Below are 17,922 nucleotides of genomic sequence, written 5' to 3'. Positions count from 1 at the left end.
AAGCTCCGTGAGTCTGATTCGTCAACGTGAATCGGGGAGAGCGCAATGTCTGGGGAGTGTGAAACTGTTCATAGTTGGGTATTTATCCTCCTCTGAGGATCTTTCTCGCCAGCATCGTCGCCCGCGCTGTCGCCAGCATCGTCGCCGTGCCAGCGGTCGGACTCGCGGATGCCCCACTTGGACAGAAATACGGTCAGCAGAGTGACTACGCCACACACCACGAAGATGATGGCGGTGCCCTGGCTGGAGAGTTTGATGGCTAGGTCGTTGAGGGAGGTGGCCTGGTCGGGGGGCAGCAGCCCGGCAACCTTGGCGCCCACCTTGTCGGCGGCACCGGTACTCACCATGTCCCGGACGGTACTAGCGGTGTCTGCAGGCAGAGAGGTGAAGATAGAGTTCTTGTCCAGGCCGTTGTTGATGTGACTGGCTAGGATAGCGCCGTTGATGGCGACACCTGCGGCGGTACCCAGCGGCATGGCGGCGTTGGCCATACCGGTGGCGACGCCAGCTTTCTGAGGAGGTACGACGGAGACGGCAATATCCATCATGAAGGGGGTGACGAAACCGCCGCCAATGCCCATAAGGAGGAAGACGGGGACGATCGCTACCCAGTTGGTGGTGTAGTTGATGGAGAGGCCGGTGAGGAGGCCGATGGCGGTGATGGCCATGCCGATGGCGACGACGTTATTGGCACCAATCTTTTTCCCGAGGGGGCCGACCATGCCGGCAACGGCGATCATGGGAACGGCAACGAGCATGATGATAGCGCCGATTTGGATAGGCGTGCGCTGTCCGACGCCGAACATCCAGTAGATGCTGTAGCTGAACAGTCCGAAGCTCATGAGTTTGGAGACGAAGCCGAGCACAATGACGGTGCTGTAGCTGGGAATCTTGAACATGTTGAGGTTCAGCAGGGCATCGTCACCCTTGCGCTTTTGCCGCCAGATCATGATACCCATGACGATAATACCGAGGATGAAGGGGAGGATGGTCCGCCAGCTGCCCCAGCCACGTTGCGGTCCGTAGAGGATGGCGTAGTTGATGGCAAAGAGGCTGATGACAGTGTAGACGATGGTGAGGTAGTCGGCTTTGCCTTGGGCAGTGGTGCCTTCGGCGCGGAGCGTCTTGTAGGTGTTGGGTACGGCGGCGAGGGTACCAAGGATGCAGATGAGGCCGAGGGGGACGTTGATGAGGAAGAGCCAGGGCCAGGCGCCGCGACCAAGGAAGTCCCCGGCGGTTTGGAGGATGATGCCGCCAACCAGGGGGCCGAAGGCCATGGCGGCAACGGAGACGGTCATGGAGAGACCAATAGCACGGTTGCGGCGGGCGGAGTCTTCTTTAGCGTAGGCGTCTGCGATGAGAGGGATGCAGGTGCCGAAAACCATGGCGGCGCCGAATCCTTGGGTGCCACGGAAGACGACGAGACTGTCTGCGGTGGGGGCGAAGGCGCAGGCGAGGCTGGAGAGCATAAAGAAGGCGTGGCCAATGAGGAAGAGCGGCCGTCGGCCCCAGAAGTCAGAAATGGCACCGACGCCGAGGAGGAGGGAGGCGAAGGCGAGGGTGTAGGCGTTAATTACCCATTGGGCGCTGGAGAGGGGGGCGTTGAAGTAGTTGGCGATAGAGGATAGCGCGACGTTCACAATGGTGTTGTCGAGCGTCATGATGATGGTGGAGAGTCCAACGAAGACGGCCGCCCAGACCGGTTTCGGGGTACTCTTTGGGGTGTTTGTGGTAGCCACGGGCATCCTTCTGCAAAATCTCTCAGGGTGAATTAGTTAGGTATGCCTAACTTTACTCGATTCGCTTGGGAAGACAACCCAACCATCCTTACATTCGCGACTATGCATGCCACCCTTGGGTTTTACGCTTATCCGGTGACGGTGCTGGAGCCGGTTGAGTGACGGCACTGGTGTGGACGGGTGGCGACACTTGTGGGAATGGGTGACAGCAAGCCGGTGCTGAACGCGAACCGGATGCGCCAGCTGCACTCCGAATTGCGGGGCCGGCCGGCGCACCTTTACATGGGTGAAGGGACATGCGGGGCACCCGTTAAACGAGGCGGCGACTTCGGCAGCCTCACACCAATCACAGGAATCGCAGCAGTAACCCCCCACACGGCCGCGCACTACTCATCTAGCATGAGCACAATATGCCAGCATGATGCCGAATCCAGCACCAACACCTAGGACGCCACTACACGAGTAGTGGCGACTGCCCCCACTCACACAGATTTCTTCGTCGACGTCGCGGTGGGTGCCGGCTGCCTTGCCGAGGACGGTACAGCAGGTGTTGACTTCTTCGCAGTAGTGGACGCTGCCGGCTTCTCCGTAGACGACGAAGCTGGCTTCTTTTTTGTGCTAGACGACGCCGCAGGGGCCGGCTCCTTCACAGTCGAGGAAGTATCGCCGTCACTCTGTGTACCGTCACCATGTTTCGCACCCTTTGCGGAGCCTGGAGTGCGCCCGTCGACGTCCGAACTGTCCGCCAAGCTATCCGGCTCACCATCTGCCGTCCCATCTGCCACACTGCCCGTCGAACTTTTCCCTGCCGAATTCTTCTTCGCTGCCGAACTGTCCGCGTCAATGTTTGCAGAGTCGCCGTCGTCGTCATCGTCAATCGTTTTGTTGAGGATTCGCTCCTTTGTCTCCCGGAGTTCCTGCGCTGCCACCCAGTAGTTGTGCGTTCCTAACGGCTTAATGTGGAGCGTCACGTTAGTAAGATTGATGGCCTTCGCCTTGAGGAAAAAGAGAACGGTGAGGACAACAACTCCCCATTCCCAGAAGGAGTTGATCGCGTCACCAGAGTGGTAGTTCCGTATGGCCGGAATACCCAGGTTGGCGGAGAGATAGACATCCTTTGCATCACGCAGTTTCTCCATATTGAGGAAGGGGTCAAACTCGTAGCGCGCCGGGTTTAAGGGACTGCCGAAAGGCCGCCACATACAGGGGGTTAAATCGCTGGTGACGGTGAGCACCTCTTGCAGGCCCGGAACAAACATCATGTTCAAACCTGAGTAGGACAGTGCTTGGTCAAAAATATCTGGGTGGCGTTCCGTCAGGGCGAGCGCCGACCCGCCCCCCATGGAGAATCCACCGACGCTCCAGTTGCTGGTCGCCAGGTCGTTATCCGTTGCCCACCTCAGGAGGTCTTTAGTGAGAAACGTTTCCCACTGCTGTGTATCCAACTTCAGGTGAGCCAAGGAACAGTACTTGTAGGGGTATTGGAAATCTGCGTAGTAGGATGCACCGCCCCCAATGGGCAGGATGACGTTAATGTCCGTGTTCGCGAAGGTACGCGCAGCACCACCAAGATTGATCCAGCGACTGTGAGTATCGATCGCGCTGGCACCGTCAAGCAGCATCAGGACACGCCGCGAATGCTTGACAGCCGGCTTGAAATGGATGGACATGTAGCGTTTGTTGGACGGCGACCAAATGCGGCAGCGTTGGAAGTTGCCGGCCATCGGGTCGCGCATACAACGACCCTTCGGGGAGTCATCGCGGCGAAGTGGAAGAGTGTTCTCCCGGCTACGCACGGTAATACGGTAGTTCGCGTCTCTGTCGAGAATAGACAGTGGGGAGGAGTCCTGCCGGTCGCTGTCTGCGTTCTCATTCTCTGCCCCGGATGTGCGGGTAGTGTCCGCCATCTGCTCCGCGGTGCGCGGTGCGTTAGAGTGCGCTGCTCGCGCCGGCGCGGACTGCGCGGAAGAAATGGGGAGGATCATGCCAGCTGCAGTGGCACAGGACGCCACCACTGCGACGATACGACGAGAAAGACGATGAGAGAGCGAAATCATAACGAGCAGCTGCCTACAAAAATCATAAAGCGATGAATGAGAGAGAGTCGACGGCACGGCTCACCTGTATCTTAGCTCTAGGATAATGCTCGTCCAACGGAGCGCGAGAGGGAACGCGCAGTAAGAAGGGAGCACACACTCAAGGCCCGAGTAAGCGCGCAGGGTCCGAGTAAGCGCGCGAGGCGATGCTGCCGCTACGCTCGAGTCACCCAGTATGCCAAAATGGGAGCCATGACTATTACCGCAGCAGCAGACGGCTCCTCCTTGGGTAACCCCGGCCCCGCCGGCTGGGCCTGGTTCATCGACGAGACCTGCTGGCATGCGGGCGGCTGGCCACAAGGCACCAACAACCAGGGCGAGCTGATGGCCGTGCTGGACCTGCTGCTGTCCACCAAGCACCGCGCCGGCGAGGAGCTGCACATTCTGTGCGATTCCCAGTACGTCATCAATTCGTTGACGAAGTGGATGCCGGGCTGGAAGAAGCGCGGCTGGAAAAAGGGTGACGGCAAGCCGGTGCTGAACGCGGATCTGATGCGCCAGCTGGATGCGGAGTTGCGGGGCCGGCAGGTGCGCTTCACGTGGGTGAAGGGGCATGCGGGGCACCCGTTGAACGAGGCGGCGGATTCGGCAGCCCGGGCGGTGGCCACCGCCTACCAGCAACACCAGCCCATTCCCGAAGGGCCGGGTTTCCCGGGTGCGGACAGTGGCAGTGCAGTCCGGGGAGCTGCTACCGGTAGCAGCTCGGGCAGCGGGAACGCGAGCGGTACCAACACCAGCGGTACTAAAGCCAGCGGTACTAAAGCCAGTGCAGGCAGTGGCAGCGCAGTCCGGGGCAGTTCTGCCCATGGCACGCAGGACACGCTATTCTAAAGCCCCCTCCCGCGCACCGGGCGCTAGGCAGTAACCAGCGTGAGGGTCCAGCGGCCGTCGCCACCCTCCAAACGGGCACCGCTCAAATGTTCGCCACCTAGGCTGTCGCGGATGGTGGCGAAGAGTTGCGGCTGCGCCTCCACAAGATCGCCCGGGTCGTTGATGGTGAGCCCGTCGCCCCCCGCTCTCACTAGCGCCTGCGTCAACAGCCCACGCCATTGTTTAGCGTTGTGGGACACCACTTTTTCACGGCCACTGGTGAGCCGCACAACCTTCACCTGCACCAGGTCGATGGCGTGCTCCTGGCACACCCGCGCGTTCGGCATCCACGCTTTCTGGTAGGCGCCGGAGCGGCAGTCGACCACCAGCTCCCCCTCCATCTGCCGGGTGAAAGCGTTTTTGAGGGCGCGGCGCCAGTAGGGACCCAGGGGGCCGACGCCGGGAAGAGTGACGTTCATAGGGCAGCGGTAGGCGGGGATGCAGTCACCGGGGCGCACCCACCCCCACAGCCCGGAGGCAATAAGAATATGCTTGTCGGCCCAGGCCAGGTGGCGAGCACGGCCACTGCCCAGTTGTGCGCCAGCATAGAGAACACCGGTGTAAATGTTGTGGGCGGGGGCGGCGGGCTGCTGCCAGAGGGTGCGGTTACGCTCGACGTCGGCGGCGACACGCTGGCCAACACCCAGAATAGTGAGGGCGTCGGGGCGGCGGCTGGCTGCCTGCAGGGCGTCACCGACGGCCAGCCGCTGGTCGGCCAGGTGGGGGTAGACGAGGCTCTCGAGGCGGATGGGGGCGCGGTCTGGACTGGCCGGGGTTTTCCCTTCGGAGGGGGGTAGCAGGATGCGCATGGGCGGGGGCGGTTACTCGATAGCGGGTGCTAGTCGATGACGGTGAGGACTTCGCTGGTGGGGCGGCGTGTCTTCATGCGGTGCTCGGCATCCGAGTAACCGAAGCAGACGAACACAGTAAGGTGGAACTCCTCCGGGTCGTAGACGCCACGCTCGGTCAGGAGTTTCTCCAGCGAGCGCTTCTGGAATCCCTCGATGGGGGTGGAGTCGATGCCCATGGCGGCGGACATGGTGAGCATATTGCCCAGCGCCAGGTACACCTGCTTGTCCACCCACAGGTTCTTTTCGCTGTCGGTCTGCAAGTTGTGGTCTTCGTTAATGAAGGTGACGTAGCGGCCCATGCGGGCGTCGAGGGCCTCATGCGGGTACTTTTGGATGTCCTCGTGGATGTGGGTGAGGTAGCTACTGTAGGGCTTCATCTAGTCGACGTTGCGGCCGAGGAGGGCGACGACGTGGCTGGCGTCTTCGAGTTTGCCGGCGGCCCCCCACATGTAGGGGAGCATCTCGTTGATGAGATCGCGGTTGTTGATGCGGACGAAGTGCCAGGGTTCGAAACCCATGCTGCTGGGGCTCATGCGACCGGCTTCGATGATGGCGGCAAAGTCTTCTTCGCTGACCCGCATGGTGGGGTTGTACTTTTTGGCGGTGTAACGGTTATGGAGAAGCTGGACAACCTGCTCGGCGTTCATACAGGGGGTGAGGTTAGGGACGCCTGGCTGGTTGGAAAGGTGTTGGGTGGGGTCGGTGCTCATGGCGGATGCGGTCTCCTTGTACGGCTTCTCTGTGTGCTTACAGCTTAGCGCGGGAGCGGCGGGTCGATGCGACCCCTAGTGTCTGAGCTGCTGCCTTTGCGGCCGTGGCCGCCGCCTCTGCCGTGGTGGAGAATGCCGCGTTCGGCCAGGGTGGCGGCGGACCCGTCATCTTTCCGACTGGACTCGTCACCCTTCCGCATGTGCCCCTCATGTTTGCGGCTGGACCCGTCACCCTTCCGGCTGGACCCCTCACCTTTACTGCCGCTAGCGCTGCTACTGCTGCTGGCGTTGTCGGCGCGGGTCTGAGTTTCCTGCCGTTCACGGCTACGGGTCGCTATCGTTTCCTCGGTCAGCTTGGCGCGGCGATCCATCTCCGCCTGCCGGCGGTAGGACTGCCGGCGCTGCTCATCGGGGCTACCCAGGCGGTTGCCCAGGCGGGTGAAACGGGCGCTGATGCGATTGCCCAAATCCTGCCAGGGGCCGTTCGGCACAGTTTCGCCGGATGTCTCCTCCAGTTCCTTTTGGAGCTCCTCCCGCAGGTCGTGGCCGGAAATGAGGAGGCCGCGGGCGTCGTTGGCCAGCTCGTCCCCGTTGTGCATTTCCAGGGCGACGCGGATGCGTTCCATCCGGACGCGGTCCCGGGCTTGGAGGGCGCGGGGCATGGCGACGCAGACGATACCGCCGAACATGTTGAGGGGGATGACCCACCAGAGGAAGCCGAGGATGTCCAGGTAGGTGACGCTGGCGCCAGCGCACCAGGCGCCCAGCATGATGAGCGTGTCGAGGACACTGTGGAGCATGCCGAAGCCGAAGAGGAGGATGCCGCCGAAGAGGGCGGCGACGATTTTGCCGATGACTTCGCTGGTGCCCATCTGCATGCGGGTCATGAGGGTGATGGCGGTGCCGGCGATGATGGCCATGAGCACGGTTTTGAGGTCTGGGGTGAGGGAGGCGAAGTGTTCCCCGTGGTGAATGAGGACGTCGTTGGAGTCGGGGAAGGCGGTGGTGGTGGCCCACATGACGACGAATCCGCCGACGAGGTTGCCGAGGAAGGTGTAGAACCAGAACCTCACCAGTTGGAGGATGCGGGCGCGCCGGGCGACGACGGCGGAGGTGGGGACGAGGAAGCCTTCGGTGAACAGTTCGGAGTGGGCGAGGAGGAGGGTGATGAAGCCGAGGCTGAAGGCGACGCCGCCGAGGAGTTGGCTGCCGCTGAGGTCGGTGACACGCATGCCGATGAGGATGCCGAGGCTGATTTCCATGCCGCCCATGACGCCGGTGATGAATTGTTGGGGGCGGGGACGGGCGAGGCGTTGGCGGCCTTCGCTGACTTGCCGATCGAAGGCGTCGTCGAGGGCTTTTTCGCGGTGGAAGGTGGTGTTGTCGTCGTCGAGGGCGGCGATGCGTTCTTCTTGGACGCGCTCACGGTTTTTGGTGAGGCGTTCCTCGATTTGCGCGCGCTGGTTGTTGGGGCGGCTGTTTTTAACTCCGTCGATGATTCCCATGAGATGTCCACCTTCCTTGGGTGGGGAGAGTTAGCAAGGACGTTACAAGCAGGATACCGGGGGATGGTGGTCTGCGCCGCAACATGGTGATCTGTACCCCCGGATGGTGGGTTTTTCGCTGCCAGGGTGACGAGTCCCGGTGGCTCGCTGCGCTATCTGCCGGTACCGTAGAGGGGGTCGTCGGGGTGGCGGATGGGGCCGCGGATGCCGCCGGGTTTGGGGAGGATGCGGTTGCTGCGGGGTTCGCGGCGGCGGAAGGTGGGGGAGTCTTCGGGGTTGCGGCGGCGGAAGGCGTGGTTGCGGCCGTCGGTGGCAAGAGGGTCCAGGGCGCGGTTTTCGGAGAAGAGTTTTTGGTAGGCTTCCCGGATTTTGGGGTCGTAGGTGGGGTTGTGGAGGTCGGGCGAGTAGGGGTCTCCGCTTTGTTTGCGGGGGGTGGGCCAGGCGGTTGGGGTGACGGCCGGGGCGGCGGTGGGGTTGTAGCCGTAGTCGTGGAGGTGGGGGGCGGTGGTGGAATGGCCGCGCTGCTGCGCCGGCTGCGGAGGAAAGCCAGGTTGGGTGGCGGTGGTGGCGGTGCCAGGTTTCACCTTGTGGAGGGCGGCTTGCGGCAGGGGGAAGCTAATGCCGGCCAGGGTGGCCTGCTGGATGCCGGGGTTGTAGGTGTCGCGGAGGAGCTGGTCGGCGCGGCTGGTGAAGGCGACTTCGGGGAAGGTGTAGGTCTGGAAGGCGGGTTGTTCGAGGGCTTCTTCCCGGCGGGTGGCGATGTCGGCCAGTTGGGTGCGGGTGGTGGTGTAGGTTGCGGCGAAGCTGTCGATGCGTTGGGCGATTGTTTCGCTGCGGCGGGCGAATTCTTCTAGGCCGTCGGCCCATTCGTGGATGCCTTGGCTGGTGGCGAAGGTTTCGGCGCCGTGCGCATCAATGTGGGTGCTGCCGGGGGTGACACTGTGGGTCCCGCCGTAGGTGTCGGCGCGAGTGCCACCGTAGATATCGGCATTAGTAATGGCATTAGTACCGGCATGTGTGCCGGCGTGGGCGATGGAGGTGGCGGCCTGGTGGAGGCGGGCGGCATAGTCGTGGAGGGCGGCTGCGGTATTGCGCCAGGTGGTGGCGGTGGCGGCGATGTCGGCATCGTCGAGTTCTGCGAAGTGGCTGGCTAGGGTAGGTATGTTTCGGCCGGCGGGTTCGTCGCAGAGTGGGGGGAGGGTGAGGGCGCCGGCGGGCTGGTTAGCTCCTGCGCCGGATTCCGCGCTAGTTGCTGCCCCGGAAGATTGGCCGGCTGCGTCTCCGGATACTGCGCCGGCGCGCGGGTTGGCGGGGTGGTGGTGTTGGGCGGCGAGCTGGCGGTAGGTTGCTGCCACGCCGTGGCTGGTATTGAGGTTGGGGTCTTGTACGGCACCGCAGAGGTTTCCGAGAACGCGGGCGAGGCAGGCGGTTTCGGTGAAGTGCCAGTTCATTATGGTTTGGGCGCCGAGCGGGTGTTCTACCAGGGTGCGGAGTTGTGCGGCGAAGGATTGTGCGGAGGGGAGGCTGCTGGCTGGCAGGGTGTAGGGGGTGGGGTCGGCGAATAGCTGCGGCGCCTGCTCGATGGCAGTGTTGAGCTGCTGGTATGCGCTGCGGAGTTGCTGGTAGTCGGTGTGCATGGGGGGCTCTTCGCCGTCGTTTCTTGGTGTGTGGGGAAGGTTCTGCGCCATTACATCACTCTTTGGTTGTGCGTGGGGGTGCTACCTTTGGGTGATGGGTCCCGGGGGCAGGGTTGGTGACGGGGCCGGGGACAATTGTCATGACGGAGCCGGCGGCAGTGTTAGCGACGGGGCCGCATGGCACGCGGGATTGGGCGAGCACTCCTAGAATGGGTTCTATCAGCACATCTAGGATGCTTTTTGAGGAACCAGGTGGAGGCATTATGCGCCAGCCAATCCGTCACACCCATCCATCCGTTTCACTCCGCTCCCCCAGCGCGTGTGTCTCGGCCACACTTGCCGCCGCGACCCTCGCTGCTACTTTTGCAGCCACTCTTTCGCCGCTCACGGTCTCCCCCGCCGCCGCCTCGCCCGCACTCCCCGCACTCGATGCCACCGGCTCGCCTGGCGCAGGTCGCGCAGCCGTCACCCTCTCCCCCGGCGCAGCCGTCACCCTCTCCCCCGGCGCATCCCACGCAGCGACCACAGCCTCCGCGGCAGCCGCGGCGGGCACGTCACCCATCTTGGGGCCGGGACCCGTCCTCATGCCACCTATCCGCTATGTGGCCTTGGGCGATTCCTTCGCCGCCCTCTCCGACCTACTCCCCACCGCCACTCTCCCGCAGAAACCTGCCCTCGCCCCGGGCCATCCCACCTTCTGGGCGCGGCTGCTCTGCCTTAACAGCGCCCGCAACTACCCGCGCCTCGCCGCCGTCGAGTTGGGGGCGGAACTGCGGGATGTGTCCTGCAGCAGCGCCACTACCGACAATTTCCGGGATCCCCAATACCCGGGTGTGCCGCCGCAGCGGGACGGCCTTCGCCCCGATACGGAGCTGGTGACGGTGACGTTGGGCGCCAACGACACAAAGATCGCCTACCTTATCTGGGGCTGCCCGCTGGGGTTCGTCTATGCGCCCAGCCAGCAGGAGGGCTGCGCGAAGCTGGCGCAGAAGAATGTGCAGCAGCGGCTGAACGCCCTGCCGGCGAAGCTGGATGCGCTGATTGCCGGGATTAAGCAGGCGTCGCCGCACGCGGTTGTTATCCTCACCGGCTACATGGCCGCTCTGGATGAGGGCGTGGACTGCGCCCAAACCAAGAACATGCTGCCCGGGGACCGCGCGTTTGTGATGTCCTACCAGCGGCAACTCAACGGGGCAATCCGGCAGGCCGCCGCCCGCAACCATGTGTACTCGGTGGGGACGGTGCAGGAGCCGGGGCATTCCGTGTGTGCCGCACCCAGCCAGCGCTGGGTGGGCGGCCTGGGGCTGGACACCAACTCCTACCCGCTGCACCCCACTTACGTGGGGCAGGTGCACATGGGGAACCTGGTGGCAGGCAAGTACCGGGAGGTTACCCGGTAGCCTGCGCGGCCCCGCTACGCCTCGGCGGGGGTGCGCTTCAGCTGGTCATCCACGTAGCCGGGGGCGGCCGCAATGTCGCCGGCGATGGCGAAGGGGATGACGAGGACCAGACAGAAGATGAGGGGGACGGTCCAGCCGGTGGTGGCTTGCAGGAGGATGCCGACCAGCAGTGGGCCCAGGCTGGCGATGAGGAAGCCGAAGGATTGGACGAAGGAGGAGAGGAGGGCGGTGGTGTCGCCGCTGCGTCCGCTCCAGCCGATAAGGGTGAGGGCCATGGGGAAGGTGGTGTTGGCCAGGGCGAAGAGGATGACCCATAGCCAGGGCACGCTGGCGGGGGCGAGGAGCATGCCCAGGTAGGCGGGGGCGGCGATGGCGGCGGTGCCGGCGACGAGGAGCCGCGGGTTTTTCACTTTGCCTAGTAGCGCGGGAGCGAGCATGGCGCCGGGGATGGAGAGGAGCTGCATGAGGCCGGCGAGCATGCCGGCGTAGTTTTGGGAGACGCCGTAGTCGCGGAAGATTTGTGCGAGCCAACCCATTTGGACGAAGGCGTGGAGGGATTGGAGGCCGAAGAAGAGGGCGAGGGCGCAGGCTTTCTTGGAGCGGAACATCACCCACAGTTTGGCGGGTTCGGCCCCGGCTGCCGCATCTGCCGCGTTTGCTGCGTCCGCGTCGACGGCTGCGCTGGCTGCCGCCGTGTTGCCCGCTGCGCCTGCTCGGGTGTGCGCTGCCGCGTTCGCGTCGGCAGTAATGTCCGCGTTGGCAGCACCACTCGCGCCGGCACCGTAACTAACACCGTCACCAGCCGCAGCACCGGTACCGTCACCAGCCGCAGCACCGTCACCCACCGCAAGCCGGTGCTTCTTCTGCAGGGCAACGAGGATCCCAGCGGGGACCACCGCAAGCACAGCCAACAAACCCCAGAAGCCAACGGCGCCACGCCAGCCGGTGCTCATGCTGTGGCTCATGGGCGCAACCACCACGGAGGAAAGGAACGCCATGGCAGTGAGCGCCGTGGAGTAAACCGCAGTGTAGGTGGGGATTTTCGCGGGGAAATGCGTTTTGATGAACGCCGGCATAAGGACGTTGGTGATGGCGATGCCGGCCAAGGCGACAATGGTGAAGACGAGGAACCCGGCACTGCCCCCCATAAAGGCACGGACGATCAGCCCCAGGCTGAGGGCAACCATGGCGACCAGCATGGTGGAGTGGAGGCCGAGGGTGCGGGAGGCCAGAGGGGTGATGAGTCCGACGAGGGCAAAGATGAGGGTGGGGAGGCTGGTGAGGAGGCCGGCCAGCGAGTCCGACATGTGCAGACCGCCCTGGATTTCTTGGAGGACGGGGGCGATGCTGGTGACGCCGGCGCGCATGTTGAGCGCGAAGAGGACTACGGCGACCACGAGGAGTACGTGCAGGTGCGTCTTTTTCACCCCTCCACCCTACGGTGTTCCCTGGTCTGTGCGGTTATCCCCGTGCCATCTTATTTCGGTGCCACCTTATATCTGTGGTGACGGGGTGCGCGCGGCACGATGCCGGGCCTCCAAGCTATTTGTAAGCTGACGACAACAATGTGGCAATCGGAGCTTTGTTTGGGTGGTGGCTGCTACACTTTAGGTAGAGAAGAAAACAATAAGCCGGAAACTCGTTAGTTCCGGTTGAATTCTCACCAGTTTCTGGTAATTAAAACCGCCCTTCGTGGGCGGTTTTCCTTATTTCTCACAAAAATGTGACACCCATATGTTTTAGTTAATGTGTCACCGATTCAAAACCCTTTTTTCTCTTCTCTGGAGTCCTTGTGCGCACCACCCTTGACCCTATTCCCACGCTTCCTGTTGGAGGTTCCTACGTCGTCGGTATTGATGCCGGCCAAAACTCCGTGGGTTTGTTCGCCCTCGCGCTCACCGCGGAAGGCGTCCCGCACGAGATCCTCGCCATGCAATCCGTCATCCATGATGGTGGCCTGGACCCCGACAAAGCTAAGAGTAACCAGACTCGCAAAGCCTCTGCTGGTTTCGCCCGCCGTGCCCGCCGCCGGCTACGCGTCGAAAAGAAGCGTCTCAACAAGCTGGACAAACTACTCGATGCGCAGGGCTGGCATGGCCGCCAGGAAGCAGAATTTCCCACCCAAATCTGGGAGGATCGTTACCGCGCTACAAGCTCTTATATTGAAGATGACGAAGAACGCGCCCAGGTTCTGGGGGAAGTTTTCCGGCACATTGCCCGCCACCGTGGTTGGCGGAACCCTTACCAGCCTTTAGCAGATCTTTTCGACGATGAAAGCCACTCGGATGCTTTCACGCGCCTGGTCTCCAATGCGCAACGGGTGGGTGCCCGTGTGGATGACTCTGACACAGTTGGGGCAATCGTTTGGTCCGCTTTACAGTGCCCCCACCCCGTTGGACTCGACCCGGAGGATGAGGCACGGTGGGCGAACTCAAACCAGCTGCGTATACGTACCCTTGGTACCGAGTCCAAGAAGCGGCCTGGTCTTATTGATGGCCGCCTATTCCAGGTAGATAACGTCCACGAAATCCAGCGGATTTGTGCCACCCAAAACATTCCTGCCGAACTGGAAGAGCAGCTGCTGGGAACTATCTTCTACCAGAAGAAAGCATCGGCAGGCGTCATGCAGACCGTTGGGCGATGCGGGCTCCAGCCTCAGTTGCTGCGCTGCTCGAAAGCCCACCCGGAATTTCAGCGCTACCGCATTGCCGCCACCCTGGCGACACTCAAGATTAAGGAGGGCCACTCGGCACGTTTCCTCACCGCTGAAGAGCGCCAAAAAGTGGCTGCGGAACTACACAATCCCCACACCACAATCTCTACGTGGGGTGATGTTGCGGACCTCCTCGGTATTGAAGCGCCGCAGTTGACGGGCATCGCCTCCACAACACCCGATGCTGAACTCATTGTTGCTGCCCGCCCACCAGTCGACACCACGGCCATCAAGATGGCGACGAAGGCAAAACCCTTCCTAAAGAAATGGTGGAACGATGCCACTCCCGAACAACAGCAAGATTTCATCGAGCTGCAAGTCAACTACGACACGGATAACCCGGACGTCAACAACTACTTGTTGACGCTCACCCCCACCGAATTGGCGGAGATCGAAGCGTTCTCTACAAAGGAGCTTCCCAAGGGTCGTGCTTCCTTCGCTGCGGAGACTTGTCGTATTCTCGCCGATCATCTCCTGAACAGTGACGACTCTCTCGCCGATGCGATCGAGAAGAATTTCCACCGTAAGCCGACAGTGGCACAACTTACGGAGAGTACCGGCATTGCTTCGGTGGACCGGTCATTGAAGATTGTGTCGCGCTTCCTTCAAATGGCCCGCAATTATTGGGGAGAGCCGCAGGCTATCACCGTGGAGCTCGCCCGTGAGGGTCTGATGAGCGCAAAAGCAAAGGCCGACATGGAATTCCAACAGCGTCGTGCCCGGAAAGCACGCCAAACGCTGCAAGAAAAGCGCGGCATTCGGGAAGACAACCGCCGGGATACGCTACGCGCTGAAGCCCTCCACAGGCAGAACAACCGTTGTCTTTACTGCGGTGCGCCCATCGATATGCGCAGTGTGGAAATGGACCATATTGTCCCGCGCTCCGGTCCCGGTGCTACCAACCGGGTGACCAACCTGGCAGGGTCGTGCCACCGCTGCAACCAAGCTAAAGGCGGCAGAACTTATGCCGAATGGGTGAAACAAGACCATCCCACCTACACCAATCGCAAGATGGTTGATGAGTTTGTTAACCACAGTATGAATTTGGAGAATCAGGCCTTCTCCAAGAAGTCCATGCAGAAGGAATACCTGCGTGCGCTACACACCGTGGGCAAGGAGGAAGCTCTAGATTCTCGGTCACTTGCACCAACAGCGACCATGGGCACTATTCTTCGCGGAAGACTAGAAGCAGAATTCCCCGAGACGAAAGTCAACGTGCTCGCTGGTTTTATCACTGCAGAAGCACGTCATGCTGCCGGATATTGGAGCCTTCCTACACTGCATATTGAGGGCGATCCGCATGACAATAACAAACGTATTGACCGGCGGCACCACGCCATTGACGCTGCAATCATGTCTATTACACGCCCCTATGCGGCACAAGTATTAGCGCAACGCAAGGCACTTCGCGACCAAGAGAAGACACTTGGTAGTTCCTACCGCAGCGCAACCGTTAGCAACTTTTATGGTTCATGGAAGGACTTCCAAGGTACAGACATTGCCCACAAAACTGCCTACCAAAGGTGGCTCAGCAACTCTCAGGTGCTTATTGGCCTAGTTGCCGAGAAACTTCTCAACGACGACATTCCGGTTTGGACCCCACTTCGGCTTTCCCGAACAAGCGGGCGCGCCCACGAAGACGAAATCCGGCCTTTGGCCCACCGGCCTGTGAAAGCAGCTTTAACCGCAAAAGAAGTTGACGCTTCCGCAACAGAGGCGCAGTGGTGTGCGCTGACGCGTTGTGAAGACTACGACGAGAAGACGGGGCTTCCAGAAAACCCAGAACGGCGCATCGTTATCAACGGTACGCACCTCGGGCCGAATGATGACCTTGAGTTCTTCACTCCCAAAGACAACAAAAAACCAGACGCCATTTGCGATCAGGCAGCTCTAAAAGTCCGCGACGGCTGGGCGGCGGCCGGCGACTTCCACCACCTACGTCTCTACCGTATCCCGCAGAAAAAGGGCTTTGCGTACTACTTCATGCGTGTACTGCCCTTTGATCTCCCCACCGAGGGTGACCTCTTTAGCTATGAGTTACCCCCGCAAAGCATTTCCATCCGCCAAGCACATCCAAAACTCAAAGTTGCACTAAAGAAGGGCGAGGCGGTCTATCTGACCTGGTTGGTGAAGAATGATGTCCTTGAAGTTGATGACAAAGCACTGAGCGGCGTCGGTAAGACTCTTGAAGAGGTCATTCCGAATGCCACTCGTCGGTGGAGAGTCATTGGTTTTGACAACATGTCGGCGAAAATCAAGCTTGCTCCTGTTCTCACCAGCCCCGAAGGGGTATTAGGCAAGCAAGGCGGGTCTTCCGTTGACTCTCGTTTTGATGAGGCTACTAGCGGCAAGCTGAAGCAAACTGTCCTGGCACCTAACGGATGGCGCCCCTCGGCACAAGTGCTTATGCGAGGCCCGCTTCGTGTTATTCGATACGATGCCTTGGGCAGAGAGCGACTCAGTGCACGGTCGCCTCTTCCCTTTACCCTCATTATTGAGCCATGACAACGAACCGTTGGCGGATAGTGGACTTCTCCAGTTTTGAGGGGGAGGTCTACTATTCTGGCGGCCAGTTGACTGTTGTTAAGGAGGGGAAGCGGAAGGTTAAGGTTCCGCTGGTCGACGTAGCTGTTATCCTCATTGGCCCGAAGACGATGGTGACCGGTGGGACCATCGACGGTGTTGCTCGTAATGGTTGTTCGCTGCTGGTGTGCGACTGGAAGCGAGAGCCTGCTGCGGCACTGCACCCGTGGTCGTTTCACACTAGGGTTGCTGCACGGCAAAGAGCGCAGGCTTCTCTTTCTGTGCCACGCCAGAAAAATGCTTGGAAGATGCTGGTTCAAGGGAAGATCCGTGGACAGGCACATAACCTCAAAGCTATCGACATCAATGCGGCGCAACATCTAGAAGAACTTGCGAAAAGCGTTCATTCTGGGGATCCGGAAAATGTTGAGGGCACCGCTGCAAGCTACTACTGGCGCCGACTGTTTGGCCCGGATTACCGCCGTGATGCTAATAGTCGAGACAACATTAATGGTGCTCTCAATTACGCCTACACCATTCTTCGCGGCCATGTGATGAGGAGTCTCACTGCAGCTGGTCTAGCCCCTGTGCTGGGGATTCACCATAAGCATCGTGGTAATAACTTTGCTTTAGCAGATGACCTTATTGAGCCCTTCCGGCCGTTTGTGGACTACCACGTCCACACCATGCTGGAGGGCTCCACACTCACTGATCTTTCTATTCCTGAAACGAAACGCGAACTCGTGGCTCTCACCCAGGGCCAATTTGCACCGGGGGGCGACACGCTCCCAACGGTAATTCAAGACCTCTGTACAGCTTTTGGGCAGTACGTAGAGGGCGATATTCAGACCTTGCCAGTGCTGTATTGGGAAGGCCCTTTTGTGGAGTAAGTGATGAGTGAGCAAAAAGTGTGGTCACTAGTCATGTTTGACGTCCCAACGAAAACTAAATCCCAGGTTCGTGCCTACACTCAGCTTCACAAGGAGCTACTTTATCTGGGCTTTACTCACCTTCAACATAGTGTGTATGCCCGCTACGTTCCTTTTGTGGAACCTATTGCCGGTATTTACAAATGTATTAAGGCGGTGTGTCCGCCTGGTGGAGATATTCGGATGATTCTTATATCTGACAGCCAGTGGGGAAAGCAGGTCAGAATTTTTAATGAGGAGGAAGAAAAGCCCGAAGATCCTCCCGACCAACTCGAAATTTTCTAACCCTAAATGCAGTAAACCTGCAGATAAACCTCTAAGAATCAGGATTTCGGAAGTCTATCTGCAGGTTCTAGAGAAGAGAAACAACGCGGTGTTTACGATGCTCCTGTGACGACGAAGTCTATCTGCAGGTTCTAGAGAAGAGAAACAACCGGTGTTCCCAATTGGTCATACACTAATGAAGTCTATCTGCAGGTTCTAGAGAAGAGAAACAACGCAGCCAGCCCTCCCAAGACTTCGGCAGGAAGTCTATCTGCAGGTTCTAGAGAAGAGAAACAACTATAGGCGTGTTGGGGCGCTTGATTCGGGAAGTCTATCTGCAGGTTCTAGAGAAGAGAAACAACCCAGTCGCGCCATAGGGGGCGTGCAACGGAAGTCTATCTGCAGGTTCTAGAGAAGAGAAACAACGCAGTCAGCCCTCACAGGACTTCGGCAGGAAGTCTATCTGCAGGTTCTAGAGAAGAGAAACAACTGGTTTGTCACTGTTATCCCCGCCGACGGAAGTCTATCTGCAGGTTCTAGAGAAGAGAAACAACCGTGACGCTGTGGTCGAGAAAGAAACCGGAAGTCTATCTGCAGGTTCTAGAGAAGAGAAACAACTATCCGCATACAGTTGTGGGATCGACTTGAAGTCTATCTGCAGGTTCTAGAGAAGAGAAACAACAGC

At 60.3% G+C, this 17,922-nt stretch carries 12 protein-coding genes, 1 pseudogene and 1 CRISPR repeat array; of the genes and pseudogenes, 5 read left to right on the top strand and 8 right to left on the bottom strand.

Going from position 1 to position 17,922, the window contains the following annotated elements:
- Positions 1-68: 68 nt before the first annotated feature.
- Entirely contained in the window at positions 69-1,739 is a 1,671-nt protein-coding gene (locus tag Q0X28_RS08345) for an MFS transporter (protein ID WP_290598813.1), read from the bottom strand.
- Positions 1,740-2,221: 482 nt separating this feature from the next.
- On the bottom strand, positions 2,222-3,796 hold the full coding sequence (locus Q0X28_RS08340) for an alpha/beta hydrolase-fold protein (protein ID WP_298577608.1): 1,575 nt from the start codon (positions 3,794-3,796) through the stop codon (positions 2,222-2,224).
- A 222-nt stretch (positions 3,797-4,018) separates the two neighbouring features.
- Between Q0X28_RS08340 and Q0X28_RS08335 the strand changes: the two genes are divergently transcribed.
- Positions 4,019-4,666, top strand: a complete 648-nt coding sequence (locus Q0X28_RS08335; RefSeq protein WP_367270684.1) for a ribonuclease H — start codon at positions 4,019-4,021, stop codon at positions 4,664-4,666.
- 23 nt (positions 4,667-4,689) lie between these two features.
- Here the strand turns inward: Q0X28_RS08335 and Q0X28_RS08330 are convergent, their stop codons facing one another.
- The 5 genes and pseudogenes from Q0X28_RS08330 to Q0X28_RS08310 form a co-directional block, all read right to left on the bottom strand.
- Entirely contained in the window at positions 4,690-5,514 is an 825-nt protein-coding gene (locus Q0X28_RS08330; RefSeq protein WP_298577606.1) for a YaaA family protein, read from the bottom strand.
- 29 nt (positions 5,515-5,543) lie between these two features.
- Positions 5,544-6,203, bottom strand: a pseudogene (locus Q0X28_RS08325) (NAD(P)H-dependent oxidoreductase).
- A gap of 107 nt (positions 6,204-6,310) precedes the next feature.
- Positions 6,311-7,771, bottom strand: coding sequence for a formate/nitrite transporter family protein (locus Q0X28_RS08320; protein ID WP_298577604.1), 1,461 nt, complete (start codon positions 7,769-7,771; stop codon positions 6,311-6,313).
- Between the two features lie 152 nt (positions 7,772-7,923).
- On the bottom strand, positions 7,924-9,459 hold the full coding sequence (locus Q0X28_RS08315; protein ID WP_298577602.1) for a hypothetical protein: 1,536 nt from the start codon (positions 9,457-9,459) through the stop codon (positions 7,924-7,926).
- A 4-nt stretch (positions 9,460-9,463) separates the two neighbouring features.
- A complete protein-coding gene (locus Q0X28_RS08310; RefSeq protein ID WP_296239542.1) occupies positions 9,464-9,634 on the bottom strand; it encodes a hypothetical protein in 171 nt (56 codons plus the stop codon).
- A 37-nt stretch (positions 9,635-9,671) separates the two neighbouring features.
- Between Q0X28_RS08310 and Q0X28_RS08305 the strand changes: the two genes are divergently transcribed.
- On the top strand, positions 9,672-10,808 hold the full coding sequence (locus Q0X28_RS08305) for an SGNH/GDSL hydrolase family protein (RefSeq protein WP_298577600.1): 1,137 nt from the start codon (positions 9,672-9,674) through the stop codon (positions 10,806-10,808).
- A gap of 14 nt (positions 10,809-10,822) precedes the next feature.
- Here the strand turns inward: Q0X28_RS08305 and Q0X28_RS08300 are convergent, their stop codons facing one another.
- Positions 10,823-12,235, bottom strand: coding sequence for an MFS transporter (locus tag Q0X28_RS08300; protein WP_298577598.1), 1,413 nt, complete (start codon positions 12,233-12,235; stop codon positions 10,823-10,825).
- A 365-nt stretch (positions 12,236-12,600) separates the two neighbouring features.
- Here Q0X28_RS08300 and cas9 point away from each other — a divergent pair, with 365 nt between their 5' ends.
- The 3 genes from cas9 to cas2 are packed head-to-tail and all read left to right on the top strand — an operon-like array spanning position 12,601 to position 17,258.
- Positions 12,601-16,026 (top strand): type II CRISPR RNA-guided endonuclease Cas9, encoded by a 3,426-nt coding sequence (gene cas9 / locus Q0X28_RS08295; RefSeq protein ID WP_298577596.1) that lies wholly within the window; start codon positions 12,601-12,603, stop codon positions 16,024-16,026.
- A complete protein-coding gene (cas1, locus tag Q0X28_RS08290; protein WP_298577594.1) occupies positions 16,023-16,934 on the top strand; it encodes a type II CRISPR-associated endonuclease Cas1 in 912 nt (303 codons plus the stop codon). Before cas9 ends, cas1 begins: the two co-directional genes overlap by 4 nt.
- Positions 16,935-16,937: 3 nt before the next feature.
- A complete protein-coding gene (gene cas2 / locus Q0X28_RS08285; RefSeq protein WP_298577592.1) occupies positions 16,938-17,258 on the top strand; it encodes a CRISPR-associated endonuclease Cas2 in 321 nt (106 codons plus the stop codon).
- Between the two features lie 49 nt (positions 17,259-17,307).
- Positions 17,308-17,919: direct repeats of the CRISPR family, unit length 36 nt; unit sequence GAAGTCTATCTGCAGGTTCTAGAGAAGAGAAACAAC.
- Positions 17,920-17,922 lie beyond the last annotated feature (3 nt).

Source organism: uncultured Lawsonella sp. (assembly GCF_947252745.1).
Classification (GTDB): domain Bacteria; phylum Actinomycetota; class Actinomycetes; order Mycobacteriales; family Mycobacteriaceae; genus Lawsonella.
Note: the sequence above shows the minus strand (reverse complement) of the source record. Positions and strands in the feature narration are given on the sequence as shown.

Coding starts and splice junctions, on each gene's coding strand:
- Q0X28_RS08340 (WP_298577608.1), bottom strand. CDS start 3,796: ATGATTTCGCTCTCTCATCGTCTTTCTCGTCGTATCGTCGCAGTGGTG.
- Q0X28_RS08320 (WP_298577604.1), bottom strand. CDS start 7,771: ATGGGAATCATCGACGGAGTTAAAAACAGCCGCCCCAACAACCAGCGC.
- cas1 (WP_298577594.1), top strand. CDS start 16,023: ATGACAACGAACCGTTGGCGGATAGTGGACTTCTCCAGTTTTGAGGGG.
- Q0X28_RS08330 (WP_298577606.1), bottom strand. CDS start 5,514: ATGCGCATCCTGCTACCCCCCTCCGAAGGGAAAACCCCGGCCAGTCCA.
- Q0X28_RS08335 (WP_367270684.1), top strand. CDS start 4,019: ATGGGAGCCATGACTATTACCGCAGCAGCAGACGGCTCCTCCTTGGGT.
- cas2 (WP_298577592.1), top strand. CDS start 16,938: ATGAGTGAGCAAAAAGTGTGGTCACTAGTCATGTTTGACGTCCCAACG.
- Q0X28_RS08305 (WP_298577600.1), top strand. CDS start 9,672: ATGCGCCAGCCAATCCGTCACACCCATCCATCCGTTTCACTCCGCTCC.
- Q0X28_RS08315 (WP_298577602.1), bottom strand. CDS start 9,459: ATGGCGCAGAACCTTCCCCACACACCAAGAAACGACGGCGAAGAGCCC.